Below are 24635 nucleotides of genomic sequence, written 5' to 3'. Positions count from 1 at the left end.
CGGCTCTTCGCGGAGGCCGTCATCTACGCTCCCATGTGTCCGTACGAAGAACTCATGTTCGGCAGGTGAACATGCTGCACCACGAGATCGAGGGCCCCTCCGACGCCCCTCCGGTCGTGCTGTCCGGCTCGCTGGGCACCACGCTGAGGATGTGGGACCCGCAGATGGAGGCCCTGACCTCGCGTTTCCGGGTCGTCCGCGTCGACCACCCGGGGCACGGGGGCTCCCCCGAGGGCGGCGACGGCTCGATCGCCGAGCTGGGCCGCGGCGTGCTGGACGTGCTCGACCGGCTGGAACTGCCCCGGGTCTCCTTCGTCGGGCTCTCGCTCGGCGGCATGATCGGCATGTGGCTGGCCGCGCACGCGCCGGAGCGGATCGACCGGCTCGCGCTGCTGTGCACGTCCGCGAGGCTGGGGACCCCCGCCTACTGGGCGGAGCGGGCGTCCGCGGTCCGCGAGTCGGGCACCGCCTCCCTGGCGGCGACGGTCGCGGCCCGCTGGTTCACCCCCGGCCACACCGGGGCGGAGCCGTACCTCAGGATGCTCGGCGAGGTCTCCGCGGCCGGGTACGCCGCCTGCTGCGAGGCGATCGGGGCCATGGACCTGCGGCCCGGCCTGCCGCTGATCACCGCGCCCACGCTGGTGCTCGCCGGGGCCGAGGACCCCGCCACGCCCCCCGAGCACGCGGAGCTGATCGCCGCGGGCATCGCCGGCTCCCGGCTGGTCGTCGTGGACGGCGCGGCGCACCTGGCGAGCGCCGAGCGGCCGGAGGCGGTCTCGCGGCACCTGCTGGACCATCTCACCGGAGAGTGATGGGGCGCCACGGGGAGTGATCCTGCGAAATACGGTGACGTATCGAGTGACACCGGAAACAAGGGGGCACCATGGCGACCGTCGCGGAGCAGTTCATCGAGATCCTGCGCCAGGCCGGGGTGGAACGGATCTACGGGGTGGTGGGCGACAGCCTGAACCCGGTGGTCGACGCCATCAGGAAGGCGGGGGGCACCGACGGGGGCATCGAGTGGGTCCATGTGCGCAACGAGGAGGCCGGGGCGTTCGCCGCCGCGGCCGAGGCGCAGGTCACCGGTCGCCTGGCGGTCTGCGCGGGAAGCTGCGGGCCCGGTAACACGCACCTGCTCCAGGGCCTCTACGACGCCCACCGCAGCGAGGCCCCGGTGCTCGCGCTGGCCGCCCAGATCCCCTCCACGCAGATCGGCACCGGGTTCTTCCAGGAGACCCACCCCGAGCGGTTGTTCGTGGAGTGCAGCCACTTCTGCGAGACGATCGCCTCGCCGGGCCAGATGCCCCGGGTGCTGCGGGTCGCGATCCAGCGGGCGATCGGCCTCGGCGGCGTCTCGGTGGTGGTCCTGTCCGGCGACGTGGCCGAACTGACCGTCCCCCACCCCCTCGGCGAGCACGACCTGCTGACCCGGACCGGCACCGTGGTGCCACCCGCCGACCAGGTGGCCGAGCTGGCCGCGGCGCTGAACCGCGCCGAGAAGGTGATGCTGTTCTGCGGCGCCGGTACCCGGCACGCCCGCGACGAGGTCATGGCGCTGGCCGGGCGCCTGCTCGCGCCGGTCGGGCACGCGCTGCGCGGCAAGGAGTGGATTCAGTACGACAACCCCTACGACGTGGGGATGAGCGGGCTGCTCGGGTACGGCGCCTGCTACGAGGCGATGCACGAGGCCGACCTGGTCGTGCTGGCCGGGACCGACTTCCCGTACAACGACTTCCTGCCCGGCGCGCGCACGGTCCAGATCGACCACGACGCGGCGCGGCTGGGCCGCAGGACACCGCTGGAGCTGGCCGTGCACGGCGACGTCGGCGCGACGATCCGCGCGGTGCTCCCCCACGTCACGCGGAAGACCGACCGCCGCCACCTGGACAGGATGCTGGCGCGGCACCTCAAGGCGCTGGAGAACGTCGTGGAGGCGTACACCCACGACATCGAGCACCACCGGCCGATCCATCCCGAGTACGTGGCGAACCTGGTGGACGAGCTGGCCGCCGACGACGCGGTGTTCACCGTGGACACCGGGATGTGCACGGTCTGGGGCGCCCGCTACCTCACCCCCAACGGCCGCCGCCGGATCATCGGCTCGTTCTGGCACGGCAGCATGGCCAACGCGCTCCCGCACGCCATCGGCGCCCAGTTCGCCGACCGGGGGCGGCAGGTCGTCTCGCTGTCGGGGGACGGCGGGCTCGCCATGCTCCTGGGCGAGCTGCTCACCGTCCGGCTGCACGACCTGCCGGTGAAGACCGTGGTGTTCAACAACTCCTCGCTCGGCCTGGTGAAGCTGGAGATGATGGTGGACGGACTGCCCGACTTCGGCACCGACCACGCCCCCGTCGACTACGCCGCGATCGCCGCCGCGGCCGGGATCGCGTCCCTGCGGGTGGAGGACCCCGCGGACGTGCGCCGGGCCCTGGAGACCGCCTTCGCCACCCCCGGCCCCTTCCTGCTGGACGTGGTCACCGACCCGAACGTGCTGGCGGTGCCGCCGCACATCAGTGCCAAGCAGGTGAAGGGGTTCGCGCTGGCCGCCGGCAAGACCGTTCTCACCGGCGGGGTCGGACGCATGATCGACATGGCGAAGGCGAACCTGCGGAGCGTTCCGCGTCCCTGAACCGGACGGGGTCCCTGAAATGTCGGTGGCGGGGTCCACACTGGCGCCATGGACGGTTGGCGTGAGGTCCGCGAGACACTGCGCGAGTTCGCGCTGCGACTGCCGGAGGCCCACGAGGATCACCCTTGGGGCGAGACGGTCGTCAAGGTCAACAAGAAGATCTTCCTCTTCCTGGGCGTCGAGGAGCCGACCGGGAAATGGGGCCCGAAAGCCGGGGTCAAACTGCCGGAGTCGAACGGGCACGCGCTGGCGCTCGCGGGCGTCAAGCCCTCCGGGTACGGGCTCGGCAGGACGGGATGGGTGACGATCCCGCTGGACGGCCCGCTTCCGGAGGCCGAGGTGCTCCTCGACTGGGTCGAGGAGAGCTACCGCGCCGTCGCTCCCAAGAAGCTCGTCGCCCTGCTCGACGCCTCCTGACCGGACGAGCGCACGCCCCTCCGCCGAGCGGGGTTCCGCCGAACCGGACTCCGTCGAACGGAGCCTGCCGAGCGAGGGCCGTCGGATGAGGGGCCTGTCGAACGGGGGTCCGTCGAGTGGAGCCCTGCCGGGCAGGCCCTGTCGAGACGGGCCTGTCGAGACGGGCCTGTCGAGCGGGCCTGTCGAGCGGGCCTGTCGAGCGGAGGCGCGCCCTCGACGGTCAGGGCACGTCCCCCGGCCGGCCCGCCAGGACGCGGTCGAGCAGGTCGGTGAGCTCGCCGCGCTCCCCGGGCGCCAGCGGGGAGAACCACTCCTGCTCCCGGCGCGTCTGCTCGGCGAAGACCTCCCGGACGGCGCTCTCGCCCGCCGGGGTGAGAGCGACCGTCACGGCCCGCCCGTCGTCGGGGTCCGGGCGGCGCTCGACCAGGCCGTCGCGTTCGAGGGTGTTGACGGCGTTGGTCACCGCCGACCGGGACATCGAGGATATCTCGGCCAGCCTGACCGGCCGGGTGGGGCCGAGCAGCCAGAGCTTGAACATCAGGCGGAAACCCGGAAGCGTCCAGCCGCGCGGGCGGTGGATCCGCGTCTCCAGGTCCGTGACGAGCAGGTAGGCGAGCTGGAGCAGGTTGTAGGCCAGTGCGAAGGCCTCCGCGTCGGCCGGAGGTGGCATGGCCGCCAGGCGTTCCCTGGCGTAGGCGGCGTACCGCTGATCTGCTCTGTTCACCGGCCAAGTCTTGCTCAGACGAGGGCGGTCGTACATATTGTTATGGCCATAACAATATGTACCGGAGGCGCTCGTGCGAGTGATCATCGCCGGAGGCGGTATCGGCGGGCTGGCGACGGCCCTCAGCCTGCACGCGGCCGGCGTCGAGGACGTGGTCGTGCACGAGGCCGCCGAGCGGATCCGTCCCCTGGGCGTGGGCATCAACCTGCTGCCGCACGCCGTGCGCGAGCTCACCGAGCTCGGACTCGCCGACCGGCTCTCCGCGATCGGGGTGGCCACCGCGGAGCTCGCCTACTTCAACCGGTACGGCACGCCGATCTGGTCCGAGCCCCGGGGGCTCGACGCCGGTTACGCCTGGCCCCAGTACTCCGTGCACCGCGGGCGCCTGCAGATGCTCCTGCTGGAGGCCGTGATCGAGCGCCTGGGCCCGCACGCCGTACGGACCGGCAGCCGCGTCACCCTCGCCGGGAAAGGCTCACGGACCGGCACCGACGACCCGCGAATCGACGCGGACGCGACACGGGCCGGCACGGACGGGACACGAGTCGGCGCGGACGAGGTGCGGGCCGGCGCGGACGAGGTGCGGATCGGCCCGGACGACCTGCTGGTCGGCGCGGACGGCATCCGCTCGGCGGTCCGGGCACACCTGTTCCCCGACGAGGGCCCTCCCCCGTGGAACGGCCTGGTCCTCTGGCGGGGCACGACGTACGGGGAACCGTTCCTGACCGGACGGTCCATGATCATGGCCGGTGACGGCACCCGGAAGTTCGTGGCCTACCCGATCACGACGGGCGAGAGACCGCTGATCAACTGGATCGCCGAGCAGCCGGTGGGCGGCGACACCTGGGGGCCCGCCGACTGGAACCGTCCGGCGGACCCGGCGGAGGTCGCCGGGCGTTTCGCGGACTGGCGCTTCGACTGGCTGGACGTGCCCGGGATCATCGGCGGCGCCGAGGCGGCCTACGAGTACCCCATGGTCGACCGCGACCCGCTGCCGTACTGGACGGCGGGCAACGTCACCCTGCTGGGCGACGCCGCGCACGCCATGTACCCGATCGGCTCGAACGGCGCCTCCCAGGCGATCATCGACGCCCGGGTGCTCGCGAGCTTCCTGGCCCGCGGCGACCTGGCGGGCTACGAGGCGGACCGGCGCCCGGCCACGACCGCCCTCCAGCTCTCCAACCGGGAGATGGGACCCGAGGTCGTCATGAAACTCGCCCACGACCGGGCCCCGGGCGGTTTCGACGACGTGGAGAACGTCATCCCGTTCGCCGAGCGGGCCGAGATCGCCGCGTCGTACAAGCGCACGGCGGGCTTCGACCCGGTCGCGCTCAACGAGCGCCCGTCCTGGAGCGTGACCCGTCGACCGGAAAGGGGCGTGACCCGTCGACCGGGAACCCGCCCTCGAACGTGACCCGTCGACCGGGCACCCGCCCTGGAGCGTGACCCGGTGACCGGACGCCCGAGGGGCGGGCCGTCGAACATCCAGCGTCTACGGAGGCCGAACCGTTGAATCTCGAACCGCTCGCCACGTTCCACGTGAAACTCGACCCGATCCTCGACCTCGGCGACACCCCGTGGGGCAGGCGCCGGGTGATCAACATCGTGGGAGGCTCGTTCGAGGGAGCGCGGCTGTCCGGGACCGTGCTGCCCGGCGGGGCCGACTGGCAGGTCCTGCACGCCGACGGCATGATCAGCGTCGACACGCGCTACACCCTGCGCACCCACGACGGCGCGCACCTCTACATCTCCACCAGCGGGGTACGCCACGGCCCGCCCCCGGTCCTGGAACGCCTCTCCCGGGGCGAGCCCGTCGACCCCGCCGAGTACTACTTCCGGCTGTTCTGCCGCTTCGAGACCGGCGACGCGCGGTATCTCTGGCTCAACCGCACCCTGGCCGTGGCCTCGGCGAGCCGCAGCGCCGACGCCGTCCGCTACGACGCCTGCACCCTGACCTGAGGAGTCCCGATGTCACGACTCGACCGTCCGCCCGTGCCTCTCGCCGCCGAGCACGACACCCCGTTCCCGATGCGCGACGGCACGATCCTGCGCGGTGACGTCCACCGCCCGGCCTCGGGCGGCCCGTTCCCGACCCTGCTCGTCCGCTCCCCGTACGGCGAGGGCTCGTTCCGCTCCGCGCCGAGGGTCCCCGCGCTGGAGGCCGGGTTCGCGGTGGTGTTCCAGCACTGCCGGGGACGCGGGAGCAGCGACGGCGTCTTCCGTCCCTGGCTGGACGAGGGCACGGACGGCTACGACACCATCGAGTGGATCACCGCTCAGCCGTGGTCGAACGGCGAGGTCATGGCGTACGGGATGTCCTACCTCGCCGGGTGCGCGCTCCAGGCGGCGGCGACGCGCCCGCCGGGCCTCAAGGCCGTGGTCGCGACCATGACCCCGCACGACTTCCACGACGGGCTCAAGTACAACGGCGGCGCCCTGGCACTGGGCTCGGCCCTGCACTGGGGGGCGATGCAGGCGATGCTCTCCCTGATGCACGCGACCCAGGCGGGCGAGGACGTGGGGACCGGGTTCGCCGGGCTGATGCCCGTCCTCGGCGACCCCGCGCGAGCCGTGCGGACGCTCCCGCTGCGCGACGTGCCGGGCATCCCGTGGTGGCGGGAGTGGATCTCGCACCCCGAACGGGACGCCTACTGGCAGGACCTCGCCGAGACCCTGCGGCACGAGGACATCGAGGTACCGGTCATGCACACGGCCGGCTGGTTCGACGTGTTCCTCGGCGGGACCCTGGAGAACCACCGCCGCCTGGGCGGTCCGCTGATCGTCGGGCCGTGGTCGCACCTCGCGAGCACCGGCGCCCTCGACTTCGGCTTCGCCGCCTCGGCACCGGCCGCCCGCGTCGAGGCACGGCAGCTCGACTTCCTCCGGGGCGCCGACGACGGCCCGGCGGTGAGGATCTTCGTGATGGGCGACAACGTGTGGCGGGACGAGGAGGCCTGGCCCCTGGCCCGCGCGGTCGAGACCCGCTACCACCTGCACCCCGACGGCGTGCTGTCGACCGACGTCCCGGCCGGGGAGGCCCCCCTGACGTTCGTGTTCGACCCCCGCGACCCGGTCCCCACGGTCGGCGGTCCGGTGCTGCTCGCCGACGCCGGCAACGTCGGCCCGCAGGACCAGCGCGAGGTGGAGCGCCGCCCCGACGTGCTCTGCTTCACGAGCGCCGTGCTGGACGCCGACATCGAGGTGACCGGCCCGCTGAGCGTCACGCTGCGCGCCGCGACCTCCGCCGTCTCCACCGACTGGACGGCCAAGCTCGTCGACGTCCACCCCGACGGCCGGGCGATGAGCGTGATCGACGGCATCCTCAGAACCCGCACCGAGCCGGACCGTCCCGCCGAGTTCACGATCGACCTGGTGGCCACCAGCCAGGTCTTCAAGGCCGGGCACCGCATCCGCGTGGAGGTCTCCAGCTCCAACTTCCCGCGCTTCGACCGCAACCCCGGCAACGGCCGCACCAGCGCCGACTCACGCGAGGACGAGCTGGTCGTCCAGCACCAGAGCGTCTTTCCCGGCTCCTCCATCACCCTGCCGATCGTTCCCCGCTGACGAACCCGGACCGGGGGCGGACCGGTCACGAGGAATCGGTGTAAACGCCTTTTCACCTGCCCTTTCCCTATTTGATGAGGTGGGTCACGGCGTGGCACCACATGGGCGTCGATCATGACTGTGAGCATCGTCAGTGTCACGCTGAGCCGCTCGGCGCCGGCAGAGAGCAGCCGTCCCGCGGCCCGCGAATCGATCGCGGCCACGGACCGCGTCTCGAAAGGAACGGTGTCTCCATGTCCACATCCGGCCTCCAGACGAACACCGCGGTCTCCCGCGCCCGGCGCGGGGGGCACCGGCCGCTCCGCGCGGCGATGACGCTCCCGGTGACGGGATTCCTCGCCCTCGCCCTCGCCGTCACCCTGGCCGCGCCCGCCGGCGCCTCCACCCTGAGTTCCCCGCGCGACCCCGACCCGTCCATCACCGGCGACCTGGCCCCGGCGGGCACGGTCCGGGGAGAGGCGCAGCGCGTCTGCCGGCCGAAGTCCTTCTACAGCTTCCACCACCTGCGGCCGAGGAACTTCTTCGTCCCGCGCACCCGGTTCATCGACGGCCCCGGCGGCACGATGACGGCCTCCGTCAACCGCCAGCACCGGGTGTACGCCGAGATGGAGGTCGAGCGGGAGAGGGTCAACACGATCGACAGGGAGGAACTGGTGCGCCTGTTCCGCAACCTGGTGAACCCGCTGGTCGCCGAGGAGTACGTCGTGGAGAGCGGGCACGAGTACACGCAGGAGATCAGCGAGGGCAAGTACGGCAACCTGTGGTACCGCGTCTTCGGCTACCGGACGGGCTTCACGGCCTGGCGCAGGGTCCACAGCTGCCGGGTGTACAAGGTCGCCGCGGGCATCGCCAGCATCCCCGCGCGGGTGGAGGGCTGGAGGTACTGGGAGACCAGCCACCCGATGTACAGGGGACGCAAGCTGAGCGAACGCTGACCCCCGCGGCGCCCACGACGGCGTACCGGCGACAGGACACGGCCATGGCCGCCCTCCCCCTGAGAGGAGGGCGGGGGCGGCCTCAGGTGACGGCGAGGCGCCGCCCGTACCGGTCGTCGCGCCAGTGCTCCTTCTCCAGCACCTCGGCCAGGAGCACGGCCGCGTCGTGGACGTCGGCGAAGCGGATGTAGAGCGGCGCGAAGCCGAACCTGAGGACGTCGGGGGCGCGGAAGTCGCCGTGGACGCCCCGGTCGATCAGGGCGCGCATGACGGGGTAGCCGTCGGGGTGGCTGAAGCTCACCTGGCTGCCCCGGCGCTCCGGGTCCCGGGGCGAGACGAGCCCGAGCCCGTACGGCCCACAGAGCTCCTCGGCCAGCTCGATGAAGAGCGAGGTCAGCGCCACGCTCTTGGCGCGTACCGCGTCCAGGTCGACGCGCTCCCAGATGTCGAGCGAGGCGTTGAGCGGAGCGAAGGCCATCACCGGCGGAGTGCTCACGGTGAAGCGCCGGATGCCGTCGGCGGGACGGAAGCCGGGCTCGAAGGCGAACGGCGCGGCGTGCCCGTGCCAGCCGGTCAGCAGGTGCCGCGCCTCGTCCTGGTGGCGCGGGTGGACGTAGACGAAGGCCGGGGCTCCCGGGCCGCCGTTCAGGTACTTGTAGGTGCAGCCGACCGCGAGGTCCGCCGACGAGACGTCCACCCGGTAGGCGCCGACGCTGTGGCAGACGTCCCAGATCATCAGCGCGCCCGACGCCTGGACCAGCGCGGTGATCGCCTCCGTGTCGTGGCGGGTCCCGGTCCGGTAGTCCACCTCCGACAGCAGCACGCACGCGACCTCGTCGGAGAGCGCGGCCGAGAGCGCCTCCGCGATCTCGCCGACGCTGCTGACGTCGCGGATCTCGTGATCCCCCAGGGCGCCCGCCAGCCCCTCGACCACGTAGCGGTCGGTGGGGAAGTTGGCCAGGTCCGAGACGATCACCCGGCGTCCGGGCCGCAGGCTCAGGGCCGCCGAGACGGCCTTGACGATGGCGATCGACGTGCTGTCGCCCACCGCCACCTGACCGGGTCCCGCGCCGATCAGCGGGGCGATCCGGTCGCCGGTGGTCAGCGGCAGGTCGAACCAGCCCGCGACGTTCCAGGCGCCGACCAGCCTTCCTCCCCACTCCTGCTCCACGGTCCTCGTCACCGCGGCGGCGGCCGCCCGGGGCGGGGCGCCCAGGGAGTTGCCGACCAGGTAGATCGTCCCGTCGGGCAGGACGAACTCGTCCCTGAACGGGCCGAGGGGATCGGCGGCGTCGAGGGCGACGCACTCCGCACGACTGGGGGCCACGTGTCATCCTCCGGGGTAGGCACCTGACGACCGGTCCATCATGCCGTGGCCGTCGAAGCCTCCCTCACCCGGGCCCGGGCCCCGTCCGGGCGTACGGCTCCCCGGGCATGAAGCGCAGGGACCCGTGAACCCGCGGCCCCGGACGGTTCAGCGGCCCAGGAAGCGGACGGCGTTGCCGCCGAGCAGTTTGGCGCGGGCCGGTTCCGACAGGAAGCCCGCGCCGCGGACCAGCGCGCCCACCGGTGACTCGCCCAGCGGGTACGGGAAGTCGGAGCCGAGCATGACCCGGTCCTCCCCCATGGTGTCCACCAGCAGCCGCAGCGCCCGCTCGTCGAACACCACCGAGTCCACGCTGAACCGGTCGAGGTAGTGCGAGGGAGGGTGCTCCGACACCCCGACCAGATCGGCGCGGCGGTGCCAGGCGTTCTCGAACCGGCCGAGCCAGAAGGCGAACGAGCCGCCGCCGTGCGCGAAGCACAGGCGCAGCGTCTCCGGCACCCGGTCCAGGACGCCGCCCAGGATGAGGGAGAGGATCGACAGGTGCGTCTCGGCGGGCATGCCGACCAGCCACCGCGCCATCCACCGGTCCAGCCGGGGCCCGCCCGGCATGTCCCACGGGTGGACGAAGACGGGCGCGCCCACGGCGGCGCAGTGCTGGAGGAACTGGACGACACCCTCGTCGTCCAGGTCGCGGTCCCCGACGTGGTTGCCGATCTCGACGCCCGCGTGACCGGCGGCCAGGCACCGGTCCAGCTCGGCGCACGCCAGGTCGGGGTCCTGGAGCGGCACCTGGCAGAACGGCACCAGCCGCTCGGACGCGCAGATCTCCAGCGCCAGGTCGTTGAAGATCCGCGCGACCCGTACGGCCTCCGGCGCCGGGCGGTCGTAGCAGAAGAAGACCGGCGTCGGCGAGACGACCTGCACGTCCACCCCGTCGGCGTCCATCCGCTCCAGCCGGGCCGAGGGGTTCCAGCAGTCGTCGGCGATCCGGCGGAACTCCCGGTCGCCGAGCAGGATGACGGCCTCGCGCTCGGAGTCGATCCGCAGGCGGGGCGCCCCCGGCCAGCCGAGGTCCGGCCAGCCCGCGGGGACGTGGTGGGTGTGCACGTCGACGATCAAGGGTTATCCCTTGCCCGGGTGCAGCGCGCCGCAGTCGTCGCAGGTGCGCGCCTTCTCGTCGTCGTAGAACGCCTGGAAGATCGGCGGCAGGTCGGTCACGATGTTCCGGACCTGGAGCTCCACCTCGTGGACCACGGCACTGCACGAGGGGCAGTACCAGAGGAACTTCTCCAGCACCCCGTCCGGCCGGATCCGCTCCACCACCAGGCCGACGGAGCCCTCCTCGGGACGCTGCGGCGAGTGCGGGGTGTTCGCCGGGAGCAGCCACATCTGGCCCTCGCGGACGTGCACGGTCCGGGGCCCCTCCGGGGTCATGACGTTGACGTGCATGTTGCCGCGGATCTGGTAGAAGAGCTCCTCGTAGGGGTCGATGTGGAAGTCGGTCCGCGCGTTCGGGCCGCCGACGACCATGACGATGAAGTCGTCGCTGCGCTCGAAGACCATCTTGTTGCCCACCGGCGGCTTGAGCAGGTGGGCGTGCTCGTCGATCCACGCGGTGAAGTCGATGGGGCTGATCACTGATGATCCTCCGGTCGGTAGGCGACGGCCTGAATCTCGATGAGCAGGTGCGGGTGCGGCAGCTCGCGGACGGCCACGGTGGTGCGGGACGGCCCGGTCTCGTCGAAGTACTCCGCGTAGACGGCGTTGTAGGCGCCGAAGTCGTCCATGTTCACGAGGTACGTGGTGATCTGAACGAGGTTGCTCAGGTCGGCCCCGGCCGCCTTGAGGATGTCGCCGATGTTCTCTATCACCGCCCGGGTCTGCTCGGCGACGTCCAGGATGATCTTGCCGGACGTGTCGGTCCTGACCCCGGCGAACGTGTCGTCCGGCCTGCGCGAGCTGGTGCCCGACACGTACATGAAGTCCCCCGCCCGTTTGACGTGCGGGAACCGCCCCCGGGGGACGGCCTTCCCGGCGACGACGAGCCCCTCGTTCATGGTGTGCCCTCTTCCTTGGCGGTGAACGACACCGAGCCCAGGTGCTGGATCTCGGCCCGTACCCGCGCGCCCGGCAGGAGCGGCTCGGCGGGCGTGGCGGCCCCGGCCAGGAGGATCCACCCCTCCTCCAGGACCATTCCCACCCGCTCGGCCAATCGCGCGGCCTCCGCCAGGGCGCGGCGCGGGTCACCCAGGATCGCACCGGTCGACCCGGCGTGCACCACCCGGTCGTCGATCTCCAGGACGACGCCCAGGTTCCACCGGGACGGGTCGTGGGGCTGCCACGGGCCGACGGCGTACCCGGCGGCCGAGGTGTTGTCGGCGATCACGTCCGGCAGCGAGAAGCGGAAGTCCTCGTAGCGCGAGTCGATGACCTCGACGCCGACCGCGACGGCCGCGACGGCGTCCGGCGCGAGCGCGTCGGCGGGCGAGGCGATGCGCCGGCCCAGCAGGTAGACGACCTCCGGTTCCACCCTCGGGTGGACGAAGCCGGACACGTCCACGTACGAGCCGTCGGCGATGGCGGACGAGGCGGGGACCCGGCCGAAGATGACGTCGTGCACGCCCATCTGGCGGCGCTTGCCCTCGCTGGTGAAGCCCAGCTTCACCCCGGCGAGCCGGTCCCCCCGCTCCAGGCGGAGCCGGATCAGCTCCTCCTGTACGCGGTAGGCGTCGGCCACGTCGTAGTCCTGTTCCGGCCGCGGCACCGCGCGGCCGGTGCGGATCGCCTCGTCCAGGACGGCGGCCAGCCTGTGCGGGTCGGTCATGCCCTCTCCTCCGAAGCCGGTCATGCCTTCTCCTCCGAACGGGTGCCCGGCCCGGACAGGACCGGGTCCACGGGACGCGCCGGACGCGCCGGTTCACGTGAACCGGCCGCCTCCTCCGGGGTCGCTTTCTCCGGGCTCTCCGGGGAGGCCGGGCGTGCCAGGTCGAGGGCGATGTCCACGATCATGTCCTCCTGGCCGCCCACCATCCGGCGGCGGCCCGCCTCGGCCAGGATGGCCCGGGTGTCGACCCCGTAGCGCGCCGAGGCGGCCTCGGCGTGCCGCAGGAAGCTGGAGTAGACCCCGGCGTAGCCGAGCGTCAGCGTCTCCCGGTCCACCCGTACCGGCCGGTCCTGCAGGGGCCTGACCAGGTCGTCGGCCGCGTCCATCAGGGCGTACAGGTCGCAGCCGTGCTCCCAGCCGGTCAGGTCGGCCACCGCGACGAACGCCTCGATCGGGCAGTTGCCCGCGCCCGCGCCCATCCCGGCGAGGGAGGCGTCCACCCGGTGGGCGCCGTTCTCCACCGCGACGACCGAGTTGGCCACGCCCAGCCCGAGGTTGTGGTGGGCGTGGATGCCGATCTCGGTCTCCTCCCGCAGCACCGAACGGTAGGCCCGGATACGCTCCCGGACCCTGTCCATGGTCAGCCGGCCGCCCGAGTCGGTCACGTACACGCAGTGCGCGCCGTAGGACTCCATGAGCGCCGCCTGCCGCGCCAGCTCCCCGGCGGGGGCCAGGTGGGACATCATCAGGAATCCGGCCACGTCCATGCCGAGCTCGCGCGCCACGGAGATGTGCTGGGCCGAGACGTCGGCCTCGGTGCAGTGGGTGGCGATCCTGACCGAGGTGACGCCGAGGGCGTGGGCGCGCCGCAGGTCCCGGACCGTGCCGATCCCGGGCAGCAGCAGGGTGGTCAGCCTCGCCCGCCGTACGGCCCCGGCGACCGCCTCGATCCACTCGTCGTCGGTGTGCTCGCCCACGCCGTAGCTGAAGCCGCCCCCGGCGAGGCCGTCCCCGTGCGCGATCTCGATGGCCGCCACCCCGGCGGCGTCGAGGGCCGCGGCGATGGTGGCGGCCTGGCCGACGGTGTAGCGGTGCCGGATGGCGTGCATGCCGTCCCGCAGCGTCACGTCCTGCACGTACAGCTTCATGCCCCCACCTCCACGTCCCGGTCCCGGGCGCCGGCGGCCGGGGCCACGGGTCCGTCCGGACGTTCTTCCAAGCGTCCTGGCGTCCGGTCGGCCAGGCGCTCGGCGGTGCGCAGCGCGGCCGAGGTCATGATGTCGAGGTTGCCGGCGTAGGCGGGCAGGTAGTGGGCGGCGCCCTCCACCTCCAGGAAGACCGTCACCTTGACGCCGCCGTCGCGGGTGCCGTCGGGCAGCGGCTCCCCGGCCCCGATCTCCTCGAACTGCACCTCCTGCTTGAGCCGGTAGCCCGGCACGTACGTCCTGACCTGTTCCACCATGTCCCGCACCGCCCCGGTCACGGCGGCCTCGTCGCAGTCGCCGACCAGGCAGTAGACCGTGTCGCGCATGATCAGCGGCGGCTCGGCCGGGTTCAGCACGATGATCGCCTTGCCCCTGGCGGCCCCGCCGACCCGCTCGATCGCCCGTGCCGTCGTCTCGGTGAACTCGTCGATGTTGGCCCGGGTGCCCGGCCCGGCCGACCGGGACGCGATCGAGGCGACGATCTCCGCGTACCGGACGGGCGTCCGCGAGGCGACCGCCGCCACGATCGGGATCGTGGCCTGCCCCCCGCAGGTGACCATGTTGAGGTTCGGCTCGGAGAGGTGGGCCTCCAGGTTGACCGAGGGCACCACGTAGGGGCCGATCGCGGCCGGCGTCAGGTCGATGACCCGCTTGCCGTGCGCGCGCAGCACCCGGTCGTTGCGCCGGTGCGCCCCGGCCGAGGTCGCGTCGAGGACCACGTCCACCTCGTCGAACCCGGGCAGCGCCACCAGCCCCTCCACGCCCTCGCCGGTCGTGGCGACCCCGCGGCGGCGGGCGCGGGCCAGTCCGTCGGAGCCGGGGTCGATGCCCGCCATCGCGACCACCTCGACCCGCTCCGAGAGCAGTGCCTTGAACATCAGGTCGGTGCCGATGTTCCCGGAACCGATGATCGCGACTTTCACGAGAAGACCGTCCTTACCGACCCCAGGCCGTCGATGTGCGCCTCGAAGGCGTCGCCGGACTCGACGGCGACCACCGGGCCGAGCGCTCCGGTGAGCACGACGTCCCCGGCGCCCAGCGGGAAGTCGGTGCGGCCCAGCGCGTCGGCCAGCCAGACCGCGGCGTTCAGCGGATGCCCCATGCAGGCGGCGCCCGCGCCGGTGGAGACCTCCTGGCCGCGCCGGGTCATGGTCATCCCGGCCAGGCGCAGGTCCACCGCGCGCAGGTCCGCCGGGGTGTTGCCGAGGACGAACGCGCCGCTGGAGGCGTTGTCGGCGATCGTGTCGACGGCCGTGATGTCCCAGTTCGCGATGCGGCTGTCGACGATCTCGATGGCGGGCAGCACGAAGTCGACCGCGCGGATGACGTCCGCCACGGTGAACGGGCCGCCCTCCAGGCCGCTCCCCAGCACCAGCGCGATCTCGGCCTCCACCCGGGGCTGGAGGAAACGGCCCGTGGGCACGGTCAGGCCGTCCAGGTAGGCCATGTCGGCGAAGAGCACCCCGTAGTCCGGGGTGTCCACGCCGAGCTGGCGCTGCACCGCCTGGGACGTCAGGCCGATCTTCCTGCCCACCGGACGGCGCCCCTGCGCCAGCGCCCGCCTGGTGTTGATCTCCTGTACGGCGTACCCGGCGGCCTCGGTGCTCCCGGCCGGGAGCATCTCGCGCACCGGGGCGCACGGCGTGCCGCTCCGGGCCGCCTCCAGCAGCCGGTCGGCCGCCTCGGCGTGCACGTCGGTGGCCTCGCTCCACTCAGTCATGTTCGGGCTCCAGCTTGATCGTGATCGTGGTGGGCTCGGAGTAGAAGTCCAGGGAGCGCGTGCCGCCCTCGCGGCCGATGCCCGACAGCTTCACCCCGCCGAACGGGGTGCGCAGGTCGCGCAGGTACCAGGTGTTGACCCAGACCAGGCCGGCCTCCAGCGACTGCGCGACCCGGTGGGCCCGGCTCAGGCCGGAGGTCCACACGGTCGCCGCGAGGCCGTACTCGCTGTCGTTGGCCAGCGCCACGGCCTCGGCCTCGGTGTCGAACGGGGCGACGTGGCAGACCGGGCCGAAGATCTCCTCCCGGTTCACCCGGGAGTCGTGCGGCAGGCCGGTCAGCACGGTCGGCTCCACGTAGTAGCCGCCGTCGCGGTCGTCGCCGAACCGGGGCACGCCGCCCCCGGCGCGGATCTCGGCGCCCTCGCGCGCGGCCAGCTCGTAGTAGGAGAGCACCTTGTCGCGGTGCTCGGCGGAGATCATCGGCATCATCGTGGCGTTCTCGTCGGAGGGCCGGCCGAACCGCAGCTCCCCGGCCCGGCGGGCCAGCCTCTCGGTGAACTCCTCGAAGACGGGCCGCTCCACGTAGAGCCGCTCGGTGCACAGGCAGACCTGGCCGCCGTTGGTGAAGACCGACCGCACGCTCCCCTCGACGGCCGCGTCCAGGTCGGCGTCGGCGAAGACCAGCCCGGCGTTCTTGCCGCCCAGCTCGAACGAGACGGGCTTGACCCGGTCCGCCACCGCCTTCATGATCGCCGATCCGGTCCGGCTCTCGCCGGTGAAGGTGACCGCGTCCACGCCGGGGTGCTCGACCAGGAACGCGCCGGTGGAGCCGGCGCCGAAGCCGTGCACGACGTTCAGGACGCCGGGCGGCAGGCCGATCGAGGCGGCGATCTCGGCGAGCACCGCCATCGAGCCCGGCGTGTGCTCCGACGGCTTGACCACGACGGTGTTGCCCGACACGAGCGCGGGCCCGAGCTTCCAGGTCGCCAGCAGGAACGGCAGGTTCCACGGCACGATCACCGCGACCACCCCCAGCGGTCTGCGCACGGTGTAGCTCAGCACGTCCGTCAGGTGGAACGCGTTCTCCGGATGCTGGGCCGCGATCTCGGCGAACGACCGGAAGTTGGCGGCGCCGCGCGGGATGTCCAGGGTGCGCGCCTGGGTGATCGACTTTCCGGTGTCGGCGATCTCCGCGGCCACCAGGTCCTCGAACCGCTCCTCGATCGCGCCGGCCAGGCGGCGCATCCAGGCGGCGCGTTCGGCCACCGGCAGCGCCGCCCACCCGGGCAGGGCCGCGCGGGCCGAGGTCACCGCGCGGTCGACGACGGCCCGATCCGCCTCGCGGACCTCACCGACCACCGCTCCGGTCACCGGGTCGTACGCCGCGAACGTCGCCCCCTCGGCGACCGGCACCCCACCGATGAAGTGGTTCACCTGGTCGGACACGTCTGCTCCCCGGGGATCGTCCTATGTGGAGGTCACTACGTACGGGTATAGAACGTGAGGCGGCCGATAGGCAACAATGCGTTCCGTGAGACGGAACCCCGACCGGCTCTCCCAGCTGGAGAAGTCATGGCTCGTCCTTGACGCGTTCCGCCCCACGGGAGGACCGCTGCGCCTGAACGACGTCGTCGAACGCTGTCACCTGCCCAAGACCACCGCCTTCCGGCTCCTCACCGAGCTGACCGAAATCGGCGCGATCACCCGCCGCCCGGACGGCTACTACCTCGGCCGCCGGCTCTTCGAGCTCGGAAGCATCGTGCCCGGGGAACGCGACCTGAGACACGCGGCCCTGCCCTTCATGCACGACCTGTACGAGGCCACCCACGAGACCGTCCACCTGGGGGTGCGCGACGGCCTCGACGTGGTCTACGTCGAGAAGATCCAGGGCCAGGAGGCGTTCGCGCTGCCGTCCCGCGTCGGCGGGCGCCTCCCGCTGACCTGCACCGGCATCGGCAAGGCGCTGCTGGCCTACTCCGGTCCCGAGCTGATCGACGAGATCCTCGGCCGCCCGCTGCGCCGGCTGACCCCGCACTCGATCGTCGACCCCCGGCGGCTGGAGGAGGCCCTCGGCCAGATCCAGGCCTCGGGGCTGGCGTACGAGCGCGAGGAGGCCCAGCCGGGGGGCGCCTGCATCGCGGCCCCGGTGTTCGGCGACGGCGTGGCCGTGGCCGCGCTCTCGGTGTCGGTCCCGCTGGCCCGCTTCCATCCGGCCCGGCTGGCCCCGGCGGTCAAGGCCGCGGCCCTGGGCATCTCCCGCGCCCTGGCCAGGACCATCTGACGGCCCGGGAGGGCGGGCGCGAGGACGGTGAGCGCGCGAGGACGGTGAGCGCGCGGGGTCGTGTGGGCCTCGAACAGGGGGACGACGGGTGCGGTGGAGGGTTCGCGCGGCGGAGACTCACATCTGTCCGCGTCCGGCGGGTATGCGATTCACTGCTCGTTGACGATTCCGGACCCGCCAGGAGGATTTTCGTGGAAGCTCGCACCGAGACGGTCACCGTCGCCGACGGCTCGTTCGACCTGCACCTCTGGCTGCCCCCGAGCGGCCGGGGACCGGTCGTCCTGCTGCTCCAGGAGATCTTCGGGGTCGGGCCGTACATCAGGAGGGTCGCCGAGGACCTGGCCGCGCTCGGGTACGTCGTCGGCGCCCCCGACCTGTTCTGGCGCCTGCGGCCCAACTGGGTATCCGGGCACGACGAGGCCGGGACGGCGCGGTCGATGGAACTGGGCGCCGCGTTCGACGTGCCCCAGGGGGTGGCCGACGCGGCGATGGCCCTGGCGCACCTGCGGAAGCTTCCCGAGGCCACCGAAGGCGTCACGGAGGGCGGCGGGGGCGCCGGGGGCACTGCGGGGGCGGCGGTGCTCGGGTTCTGCCTGGGCGGCTCGATCGGCTACCTCCTCGCGGCCACGATGGAGGTGGACGCGACCGTGTCGTTCTACGGCTCCGCCGTCCCTGACGCCACGGGCATGCTGGAGAAGATCACCCGCCCGCTCCTGCTCGTCTTCGGCGGTTCGGACCCGTTCATCCCGCGCGAGCGGGTCGCCGTGGTGGAGGAGGCCGCGGCCGGACGGCCGAACGTCGAGATGTACGTCGCCGAGGAGGCCGGTCACGCCTTCCACAACCACGAGGCCCCGCAGTTCCACGACCCCGTGGCGGCACAGATCGTCTGGGAGCGGACCGTGGCCTTCCTCGGCCGCCACCTGAGCCCCGCCTCGCCGTGGACGTCCGCTCCGGAGGGGGACGCCCAGCCCTGACGGCGGTCTCCGGCGGAGGGAGGCGGCGGCGGCGAGGGGACCTTGCCGGAAGGTCACCTTCCCGTACCCCCGCGAGCCGCCCGTCCGGCCCCGCGGACCGGCATCATTGCCTCATGCACCAGGCGTGGCAGATGTGGGGGAACGTCGTCATCGCGGCCTTCCTGTCGGTCCCGGTGGCCGTGGTGGCCGCCCGCCTGCTCGCCCTCCGCCGCGCCCGCGCGGGCCGTCCCCACCCCGTCCGCACCGCCCTGGCCGACGTGGTGGCGGTGGCCGGGACCGCCCCCTGGATCTGGATGATCCTCACCCCGGCGGCCGGTCCCGGCGGTGTCGGCCCGGTCCCTTTCGCGGACCTGCGGGCGGTCCTCCAGGGGCCTCCTCAGACGGCGTTCGTGCAGGTCGGGGGTAATCTCCTGGTCTTCGCCGCGCTCGGCGCGATGCTTCCGGTCCGCTCGGCGCGCTTCGCCTCGCCCGCAGGGATCGGGGCCGTCGCGGCGGTCGCGGCGGCGGCGTCGATCACCGTGGAGACGCTCCAGTACGCCCTGGGTCTGGGACGGGTCAGCTCCGTCGACGACGTGATCGTCAACACGGCGGGTGCCGTCCTGGCCGCGCTCGTCACGCGCCGGTGGTGGGCCGCGCGAATACCGGCCGGGACCGTTCCACGGTAACGGACCGGGAAAACCCGCGAAGATCACCACAGGGGCACGATTCCCCCAAAAGAAGCATCATTACCACCCTCTGCATCTGTGCGATCGTGGACAAGGCGGGGCAAGTTCTCTGGAGACGCCAAACCCGGTTGGTGACAGAGGGTGATCGAACGTGCAGCAGTCCCCGGTACCTCCCGAGCCCCCGATCTATCGGCGCATCGCCGACGGGCTTCGCCGAGCGATCCTGTCCGGTGATCTCCGAGACGGGGATCGGCTTCCGGGCGAGAACGCCCTGATGGCGAGACACGGCATCGCCCGTGCGACCGCCAGGCAGGCTCTTTCCGTATTGATCAACGAAGGACTGGCCGTCCCCAAACGCGGATCGGGGGTCTACGTCAGGCAGTTCCGCCCGATCAGGCGGCACGGCTCCAAGCGGCTCTCCCAGGACGGCTGGGGACGCGGGGAGGCCATCTGGGACTCCGACACCAGGGGCCGCCCCTACACCGTGGACGAGGTGGAGATCGAGCGGGAGACCGCCGAGGACGCCGTGGCACGCGTCCTGGGAGGCCCGGAGGTGTGGGTCCGCAGGCGGCGCTACTCGGTGGACGGGAGGCCGGTACAGCTCTCGGTCTCCCACTTCCCGGCCGGCCTGGTCGAGGGGAGCGCCATCACCAGGCAGGACACCGGGGCCGGGGGCGTCTACGCGCGCCTGGGCGAGCTCGGCCACCCCCCGGCCCACTTCACCGAGGAGATCCGTGCCCGCATGCCCCATCCCCACGAGACCGTCCAGCTCGACCTGCCCGCGGGCACCCCGGTCATCGCCGTCGCCAGGGTCGCCTACACGGCCGAGGGCACGGCGGTCGAGGTGAACGAGATGGTGCTGGACGCCGCCTCTTATGTACTTCAGTACGACTTCGACGCATAGATCAAGACCATCCGTCAACCGATAGGTTGACCTGTCCCCCGCGATCATTGATTTCTCTAGAGAACTGCCTCACCGTCGAAGGTGGAACGTCGAAAGGGCGAACCTGGGCGCGGGGAAGGTGCACGGATGTCATTCGACCGACATCTCGCGGAGATCGCCCGGGAGTTTCCCGACTGGACGATCTGGCGGAGCGACGCGGGCAGGTGGTGGGCGACCCGCCACCACCCGCTGACCTCCGCCCAGCGCGACCTCGGCTGCGCGATGACCATCGACGCGGACGACTCCGAAGGGCTGCGCGAGCAGCTCCTCGAACAACGGGAACGTTCCGGCGGCACGGAGCCCGGGACGAACGCCTGAAAACCGCCCGGTGCCGGGATGAGCGGATCCGACGCGGTCCCGGCGCCGGGCCTCAGATCGCGGAAGCCCCCGACCCGATCGGGGGCGGGGGCTTCCGCCCGGCATCCCGGCGACCTCGGCGTCCCGACGTCTCAACGCCTCCGAGACCTCCGAGACCTCCGAGGCCCCGATGTCCCCACGACCTCGACGCCTCGACCTCCTGGAGACCCGACGAAGGGCGACCGGCCGCGGGGGGCCCGGCGGTCACCCGCTCGCGGCCCCCCTTCCGGACGAGTCGTTACTTGCGCGGGTTCGCGTACCGCTGGTTCCTGCGCCCGGGCGCGGGGGTGATCACCGTGTCGGTGTCGGCGTCCGGCCCCGTGGCACCGCCGGTCCCCGCCTCCGCCGGGCTCTCCGCCCCGGCCTCTGGCGCGGCCTCCGCCCCGTTCTCCTTGTCGGCCTCCGGGCCGGAAGCCGTACCGGCGTCCTTGCCGATGTCCTTGCCGATGTTCTTGCCGGCGTACGGGTCGGCGTGCCGCTCTCCGGACCGCTCCCCGGCGGAGGGAACGGCGCCCCTGGCGGGCAGGTCGTCGTCCACGATCACGCGGACGGACGCGAAGTCGGGTGAGTCGTCGATCGGGTCCTCGCCCCGGCCGCCCCCGGCCGTCTGGCCGGGCTCGTCCCCGGCCGTGCGGCCGGAACCGTCCTTGGCCGTGCGACCGGGACCCTCCCCGGCCGGCTCCTGTCCCGCTCCGGTCCGTCCCGGCGCGCGTTCCGGCTCGGTACCTCCGGAGACCGGGCCGACGGGCTCGGCCGAAGCGTCCGCGGAACCTCCGGCCGAGGCACCCGAGGCACCCGCGACACCAGAGACCCCCGGAGCACCCGGGGAGCTCTCGGCGGGAACACCCGCGAAGGACTCGCCCGGAGTCTCGTCGGAGGTCCGGCCGGAGCCGCCGGAACTCTCGGAACCGGCGGATGCCCCGGAACCGGCGGAGCTCTCGGAGCCGTCCCCGGCACCCGCGTCGCCGGAGACCACGGGAGCGGCGGGAGAGGTGGAAGCGGTCAGCGCGGGCTTGACCCGCGCCGGGGGCAGCACGGCGTCCTCGTCGACCAGCGGCCCGGCGCTGCCCTCGCGGTGCAGCACGTCCCCCAGGACGGCGCCCATCTCGTGCAGGCGGCGCATGACCTCGTTGTGCGTGTCGGTGAGGTAGACCACCCGGCGGCCGGTGGACTCGTCCAGGACGGCTGCGCGCCGCTGGGCCGCGGCGAGCGTGGACTGCGCCTCGGTGTCGGCGGCCAGGACGGTCGCCTGCGCCTCGGCGTGGGCGGCGGCCACCGTGGACTCGGCCTCGGCGCGGGCCTCCTCCACCGTCCGCTCGGCCTCGTTCCTGGCCGAGGTGACCAGCCGCTCGGACTCGTCGCGGGCGCCGCGCAGCGTCTCGTCCGCTTCGGCGCGGGCCGCGTTCAGCGTCTCCTCGGCGTCGTTCCCGGCCTGGGACAGCATCTGCTCGGCCGCGGCGGTGGCCTCGGCCACCCGGCGCTCCGCCTCCTGCTGCGCGGCGTTCAGGATGCTCTCGGACCGCTCCTGCGCGGAGGTGAGCAGCCGCTCGGACTCGGTGGCCGCCTCCTCGCTCACCCGGGCGGCCTCCGCCTCGGCGACCTGTTTCTTGGAGGCGGCCTCCTCCTCGCCCAGTTTCAGGATCTGGCTGAGCCGCTCGCCGAGTTCGTCGTAGCCCTGCGGAACGTCCGAGACCCTGCGGCGCGCCTCGTCGAGTTCCAGCCGGCTCTGCTCGACCTGCTGGGCGGCGTGCGCGAGCCGCTGCTCCAGCTCGCGGATCTGGTGGCGGTGCCGGTCCATGTAGTCGTGCACCTGGCGGCGGCTGTAACCGCGCATGACGACCTCGAACGAGTCCTCATGCATCAGGTCGGGAAAGCTCTCGTGCTGATTTGTCATGGCACTGCCCGTGGAGATCGTGTGGCGGAAAAGGAGACGTCAGGACACGACTTTCCTGCTTAACGCCCCCGTCCGCAACCTGAACCCCCACCTGGCCGCCGAAACACCGGACAAATCGCCCCCCGTACCATCGCTGTCATGACCTCCGCACCCTACGTCGCCACGCTCGGCGACGACGCCGTCCCCCGGATCCATCCGGACGCCTACGTCGCCCCCGGGGCGGTGATCGTCGGCAGGGTCCGGGTGGGCCGGGCCGCGAGCATCTGGTACGGCTCGGTGCTGCGCGGCGAGGACGAGGACGTCGAGATCGGCGAGGAGTGCAACGTCCAGGACCTGTGCTGCCTGCACGCCGACCCGGGCGAGGCCGCCGTGCTGGAGCCCCGGGTGAGCCTGGGGCACAGGGCCATGGTGCACGGGGCGTACGTGGAGACCGGGTCCCTCGTCGGCATCGGCGCGATCGTGCTGGGCGGCGCCAGGATCGGCGCGGGAACGCTGGTCGCAGCGGGCACCGTGATCCCGCCGGGGAAGCGGATCCCCGCGGGCGTGCTGGTCGCGGGCGTCCCGGCGAGGATCGTCCGCGACCTCACCGACGACGACCGCGCCCTCTTCGCCGGCACGGCGGCCGGTTACGTCGACAAGGCCGCCCGCCACCGCGCCGCCGTCCCCGTGCCACAGGCCTGACCCCGGAGCGCCGATGACGGGCATGTGGCAGTGGGACGGGTTCGACGCCGTGGAGAACGACGTGCGGGCCATGGTGACCGACCCCCGGTGGGCCGTCCTGTCGCCGTTCACGCGCGCCCAGATGCTGGCGGAGCGCGCGCTGGCCACCTCGGACGGCGGGCGCTGGCTGTTCGGCGCGCACGCCCGCTGGTACCGGCAGGACCCCGCCGACGGCCGCTGGTACCTGACCGCGCCCCCGGCCGGCCGTGATCTTCGCGCGGCGGCGCAGCGGACACGGGTCGCCTCGGCGATCCTGCCGCACCTGATCCCCACCGGCCTCGACTTCACCGTGGACCGGGGTTCGGTCCAGGGCTTCGTCGGCCCCGACGTGCCGTACGAGATCACCGAGCGCGTCCGCGAGCTGGTGATCTCCCAGCGCGGCAGGCGCCGGGAGGACTTCCCGCTCACCGTGGCCTTCACCGGGCTGTTCGCGCCGGAGGTGGCCAGTCCCGTCGCCGCGATCTGGGGCACGCTCATGTGGTGCGCCTACGCCCCGGCCTTCGACGGCAACGAGGTGCTGCTGTCGATGTTCGGGGAGTTCCTGGCCCGCCCGCTCCCCGGTGACGAGTGGGTCCGCTGGCTGCCGCCCACCCGGCTGGACGATCTGGTCGCCCTCTACTGCGAGCGGGTCAGGGCCGCCCATCCCGAGGCCGGCCTGCGGCTGGTCGCGCTGATGGCCGACACCGCGGCCGTGATCCGCGGCGACCCGAGGTTCGGGCCGCGCGCGGACGCCCTGCTGTGCATGCTCCGGCCGCTGCTCCGGCGGGCCTGCCAGGACCCCGTCCTGGCCCACGACGGCGACGAGGCCGTACGGGAGGCGTGGCTGGCGCGCTGCCCGTCGCACGTCACGCTGCCCGACGCCTTCCCAGGCGAGCACTTCCAGCACGCGGTCTACGACCTGGTCGCGGCGCTGGGCTTCCTCGCCCCGGCCGGGGCCGACCCCCGGGCGGTGGCGGCCTCGCTGCTGGCCGCGGACCTGGAGGCCTTCGCCCCCCGGGCGGCCGACGGGCTCTCCCCGTGGCTGGACCCGGAGCTGCGGCACATCGTGAACGAGGTCCTCGCCGACGCCTCGCACCCGCTGCGGAAGTGCTGGCCGCGCTCGGGAGAGCTGCCGTCGGCGCTGCACCCGCCGGACCGGGCCACCGCCGCCGCCCTGCTCGGAGCCGCCTACGCCGTCGGGCTCGCCTGGTGCCGCCTCACCGGCACCGAGGTGCCGGAGCGCGGGTTCGCGACGGCCTCGGCCGTGGTGCACCGGCTCACGCACGAGCGGGACGATCCCGTCCCGGGAGCATCGGGCACCTATCCCCGTCACTTCTGACACGGTTCCATGACGGCAAACCACAGATTTAGTTATTTTATCCTTACTGCCGCTATATCCTTCTCAGCCCGTATGTATCAGACAATTGGCTGAATTGTGATCTCGCAATCGGGAAATGATCCTCCAAGAGGACGGAC

At 72.6% G+C, this 24635-nt stretch carries 25 protein-coding genes; 14 read left to right on the top strand and 11 right to left on the bottom strand.

Annotated elements, in window-relative coordinates:
• Positions 1-71: 71 nt before the first annotated feature.
• From pcaD to ACLQ2R_RS29340, 3 genes are all read left to right on the top strand, one after another.
• Positions 72-812 (top strand): 3-oxoadipate enol-lactonase, encoded by a 741-nt coding sequence (gene pcaD, locus ACLQ2R_RS29350; protein WP_425964276.1) that lies wholly within the window; start codon positions 72-74, stop codon positions 810-812.
• Between the two features lie 71 nt (positions 813-883).
• Positions 884-2629 carry a pyruvate dehydrogenase gene (locus tag ACLQ2R_RS29345; protein ID WP_425964072.1) on the top strand — a complete coding sequence of 582 codons (1746 nt, stop codon included), beginning with the start codon at positions 884-886 and terminating at the stop codon, positions 2627-2629.
• Between the two features lie 48 nt (positions 2630-2677).
• Entirely contained in the window at positions 2678-3046 is a 369-nt protein-coding gene (locus tag ACLQ2R_RS29340; protein WP_425964070.1) for an MmcQ/YjbR family DNA-binding protein, read from the top strand.
• A 220-nt stretch (positions 3047-3266) separates the two neighbouring features.
• On the opposite strand, the gene ACLQ2R_RS29335 is transcribed toward ACLQ2R_RS29340, so the two are convergent.
• Positions 3267-3770, bottom strand: coding sequence for a MarR family winged helix-turn-helix transcriptional regulator (locus ACLQ2R_RS29335; RefSeq protein ID WP_425964068.1), 504 nt, complete (start codon positions 3768-3770; stop codon positions 3267-3269).
• Between the two features lie 73 nt (positions 3771-3843).
• Here ACLQ2R_RS29335 and ACLQ2R_RS29330 point away from each other — a divergent pair, with 73 nt between their 5' ends.
• From ACLQ2R_RS29330 to ACLQ2R_RS29315, 4 genes are all read left to right on the top strand, one after another.
• Positions 3844-5184 (top strand): flavin-dependent oxidoreductase, encoded by a 1341-nt coding sequence (locus tag ACLQ2R_RS29330; protein ID WP_425964067.1) that lies wholly within the window; start codon positions 3844-3846, stop codon positions 5182-5184.
• 95 nt (positions 5185-5279) lie between these two features.
• Entirely contained in the window at positions 5280-5729 is a 450-nt protein-coding gene (locus ACLQ2R_RS29325; RefSeq protein WP_425964066.1) for a DUF3237 domain-containing protein, read from the top strand.
• Between the two features lie 9 nt (positions 5730-5738).
• A complete protein-coding gene (locus ACLQ2R_RS29320; RefSeq protein ID WP_425964065.1) occupies positions 5739-7334 on the top strand; it encodes a CocE/NonD family hydrolase in 1596 nt (531 codons plus the stop codon).
• A 233-nt stretch (positions 7335-7567) separates the two neighbouring features.
• Positions 7568-8269 (top strand): hypothetical protein, encoded by a 702-nt coding sequence (locus ACLQ2R_RS29315; protein ID WP_425964063.1) that lies wholly within the window; start codon positions 7568-7570, stop codon positions 8267-8269.
• Between the two features lie 82 nt (positions 8270-8351).
• Here the strand turns inward: ACLQ2R_RS29315 and kynU are convergent, their stop codons facing one another.
• The 9 genes from kynU to ACLQ2R_RS29270 all read right to left on the bottom strand — a co-directional run bounded on the left by kynU (position 8352) and on the right by ACLQ2R_RS29270 (position 16792).
• Positions 8352-9596, bottom strand: a complete 1245-nt coding sequence (kynU, locus tag ACLQ2R_RS29310) for a kynureninase (protein WP_425964062.1) — start codon at positions 9594-9596, stop codon at positions 8352-8354.
• Positions 9597-9743: 147 nt separating this feature from the next.
• Complete coding sequence (locus ACLQ2R_RS29305; protein WP_425964061.1) at positions 9744-10715, bottom strand: amidohydrolase family protein; 972 nt, start codon at positions 10713-10715, stop codon at positions 9744-9746.
• Positions 10716-10718: 3 nt separating this feature from the next.
• Positions 10719-11234: a 3-hydroxyanthranilate 3,4-dioxygenase gene (locus tag ACLQ2R_RS29300; protein WP_425964060.1), complete on the bottom strand. Its 516-nt coding sequence runs from the start codon at positions 11232-11234 to the stop codon at positions 10719-10721.
• Positions 11231-11653, bottom strand: coding sequence for a RidA family protein (locus tag ACLQ2R_RS29295; protein ID WP_425964058.1), 423 nt, complete (start codon positions 11651-11653; stop codon positions 11231-11233). Before ACLQ2R_RS29295 ends, ACLQ2R_RS29300 begins: the two co-directional genes overlap by 4 nt.
• A complete protein-coding gene (locus ACLQ2R_RS29290) occupies positions 11650-12444 on the bottom strand; it encodes a 2-keto-4-pentenoate hydratase (protein WP_425964056.1) in 795 nt (264 codons plus the stop codon). The genes ACLQ2R_RS29295 and ACLQ2R_RS29290 overlap by 4 nt, the downstream gene beginning before the upstream one ends.
• Positions 12441-13568: a 4-hydroxy-2-oxovalerate aldolase gene (dmpG, locus tag ACLQ2R_RS29285; protein WP_425964055.1), complete on the bottom strand. Its 1128-nt coding sequence runs from the start codon at positions 13566-13568 to the stop codon at positions 12441-12443. The genes ACLQ2R_RS29290 and dmpG overlap by 4 nt, the downstream gene beginning before the upstream one ends.
• The gene (locus ACLQ2R_RS29280) at positions 13565-14548 is read right to left on the bottom strand and encodes an acetaldehyde dehydrogenase (acetylating) (RefSeq protein WP_425964054.1); all 984 of its coding nucleotides are present in this window, start codon (positions 14546-14548) and stop codon (positions 13565-13567) included. Before ACLQ2R_RS29280 ends, dmpG begins: the two co-directional genes overlap by 4 nt.
• Positions 14545-15345, bottom strand: a complete 801-nt coding sequence (locus ACLQ2R_RS29275) for a 2-keto-4-pentenoate hydratase (RefSeq protein ID WP_425964053.1) — start codon at positions 15343-15345, stop codon at positions 14545-14547. Before ACLQ2R_RS29275 ends, ACLQ2R_RS29280 begins: the two co-directional genes overlap by 4 nt.
• Positions 15338-16792 (bottom strand): 2-hydroxymuconic semialdehyde dehydrogenase, encoded by a 1455-nt coding sequence (locus tag ACLQ2R_RS29270; RefSeq protein ID WP_425964052.1) that lies wholly within the window; start codon positions 16790-16792, stop codon positions 15338-15340. The genes ACLQ2R_RS29275 and ACLQ2R_RS29270 overlap by 8 nt, the downstream gene beginning before the upstream one ends.
• Before the next feature lie 76 nt (positions 16793-16868).
• Between ACLQ2R_RS29270 and ACLQ2R_RS29265 the strand changes: the two genes are divergently transcribed.
• The 5 genes from ACLQ2R_RS29265 to ACLQ2R_RS29245 all read left to right on the top strand — a co-directional run bounded on the left by ACLQ2R_RS29265 (position 16869) and on the right by ACLQ2R_RS29245 (position 20527).
• Positions 16869-17627 (top strand): IclR family transcriptional regulator, encoded by a 759-nt coding sequence (locus tag ACLQ2R_RS29265; RefSeq protein ID WP_425964051.1) that lies wholly within the window; start codon positions 16869-16871, stop codon positions 17625-17627.
• 191 nt (positions 17628-17818) lie between these two features.
• Positions 17819-18601: a dienelactone hydrolase family protein gene (locus ACLQ2R_RS29260; RefSeq protein ID WP_425964050.1), complete on the top strand. Its 783-nt coding sequence runs from the start codon at positions 17819-17821 to the stop codon at positions 18599-18601.
• A gap of 113 nt (positions 18602-18714) precedes the next feature.
• Entirely contained in the window at positions 18715-19266 is a 552-nt protein-coding gene (locus ACLQ2R_RS29255) for a VanZ family protein (RefSeq protein WP_425964049.1), read from the top strand.
• 151 nt (positions 19267-19417) lie between these two features.
• Positions 19418-20170 (top strand): GntR family transcriptional regulator, encoded by a 753-nt coding sequence (locus ACLQ2R_RS29250; RefSeq protein WP_425964048.1) that lies wholly within the window; start codon positions 19418-19420, stop codon positions 20168-20170.
• A gap of 126 nt (positions 20171-20296) precedes the next feature.
• Entirely contained in the window at positions 20297-20527 is a 231-nt protein-coding gene (locus ACLQ2R_RS29245) for a hypothetical protein (RefSeq protein WP_425964047.1), read from the top strand.
• A 277-nt stretch (positions 20528-20804) separates the two neighbouring features.
• On the opposite strand, the gene ACLQ2R_RS29240 is transcribed toward ACLQ2R_RS29245, so the two are convergent.
• Positions 20805-22460: a hypothetical protein gene (locus ACLQ2R_RS29240; RefSeq protein WP_425964045.1), complete on the bottom strand. Its 1656-nt coding sequence runs from the start codon at positions 22458-22460 to the stop codon at positions 20805-20807.
• Between the two features lie 138 nt (positions 22461-22598).
• Here ACLQ2R_RS29240 and ACLQ2R_RS29235 point away from each other — a divergent pair, with 138 nt between their 5' ends.
• Both ACLQ2R_RS29235 and ACLQ2R_RS29230 read left to right on the top strand, forming a co-directional pair.
• Positions 22599-23141: a gamma carbonic anhydrase family protein gene (locus ACLQ2R_RS29235; RefSeq protein ID WP_425964044.1), complete on the top strand. Its 543-nt coding sequence runs from the start codon at positions 22599-22601 to the stop codon at positions 23139-23141.
• Positions 23142-23154: 13 nt separating this feature from the next.
• Positions 23155-24498, top strand: a complete 1344-nt coding sequence (locus tag ACLQ2R_RS29230) for a hypothetical protein (RefSeq protein WP_425964043.1) — start codon at positions 23155-23157, stop codon at positions 24496-24498.
• The last annotated feature ends 137 nt before the right edge of the window (positions 24499-24635 follow it).

Origin of the sequence: Streptosporangium sp. DT93, from assembly GCF_049844535.1 — a bacterium.
Taxonomy (GTDB): domain Bacteria; phylum Actinomycetota; class Actinomycetes; order Streptosporangiales; family Streptosporangiaceae; genus Streptosporangium.
Note: the sequence above shows the minus strand (reverse complement) of the source record. Positions and strands in the feature narration are given on the sequence as shown.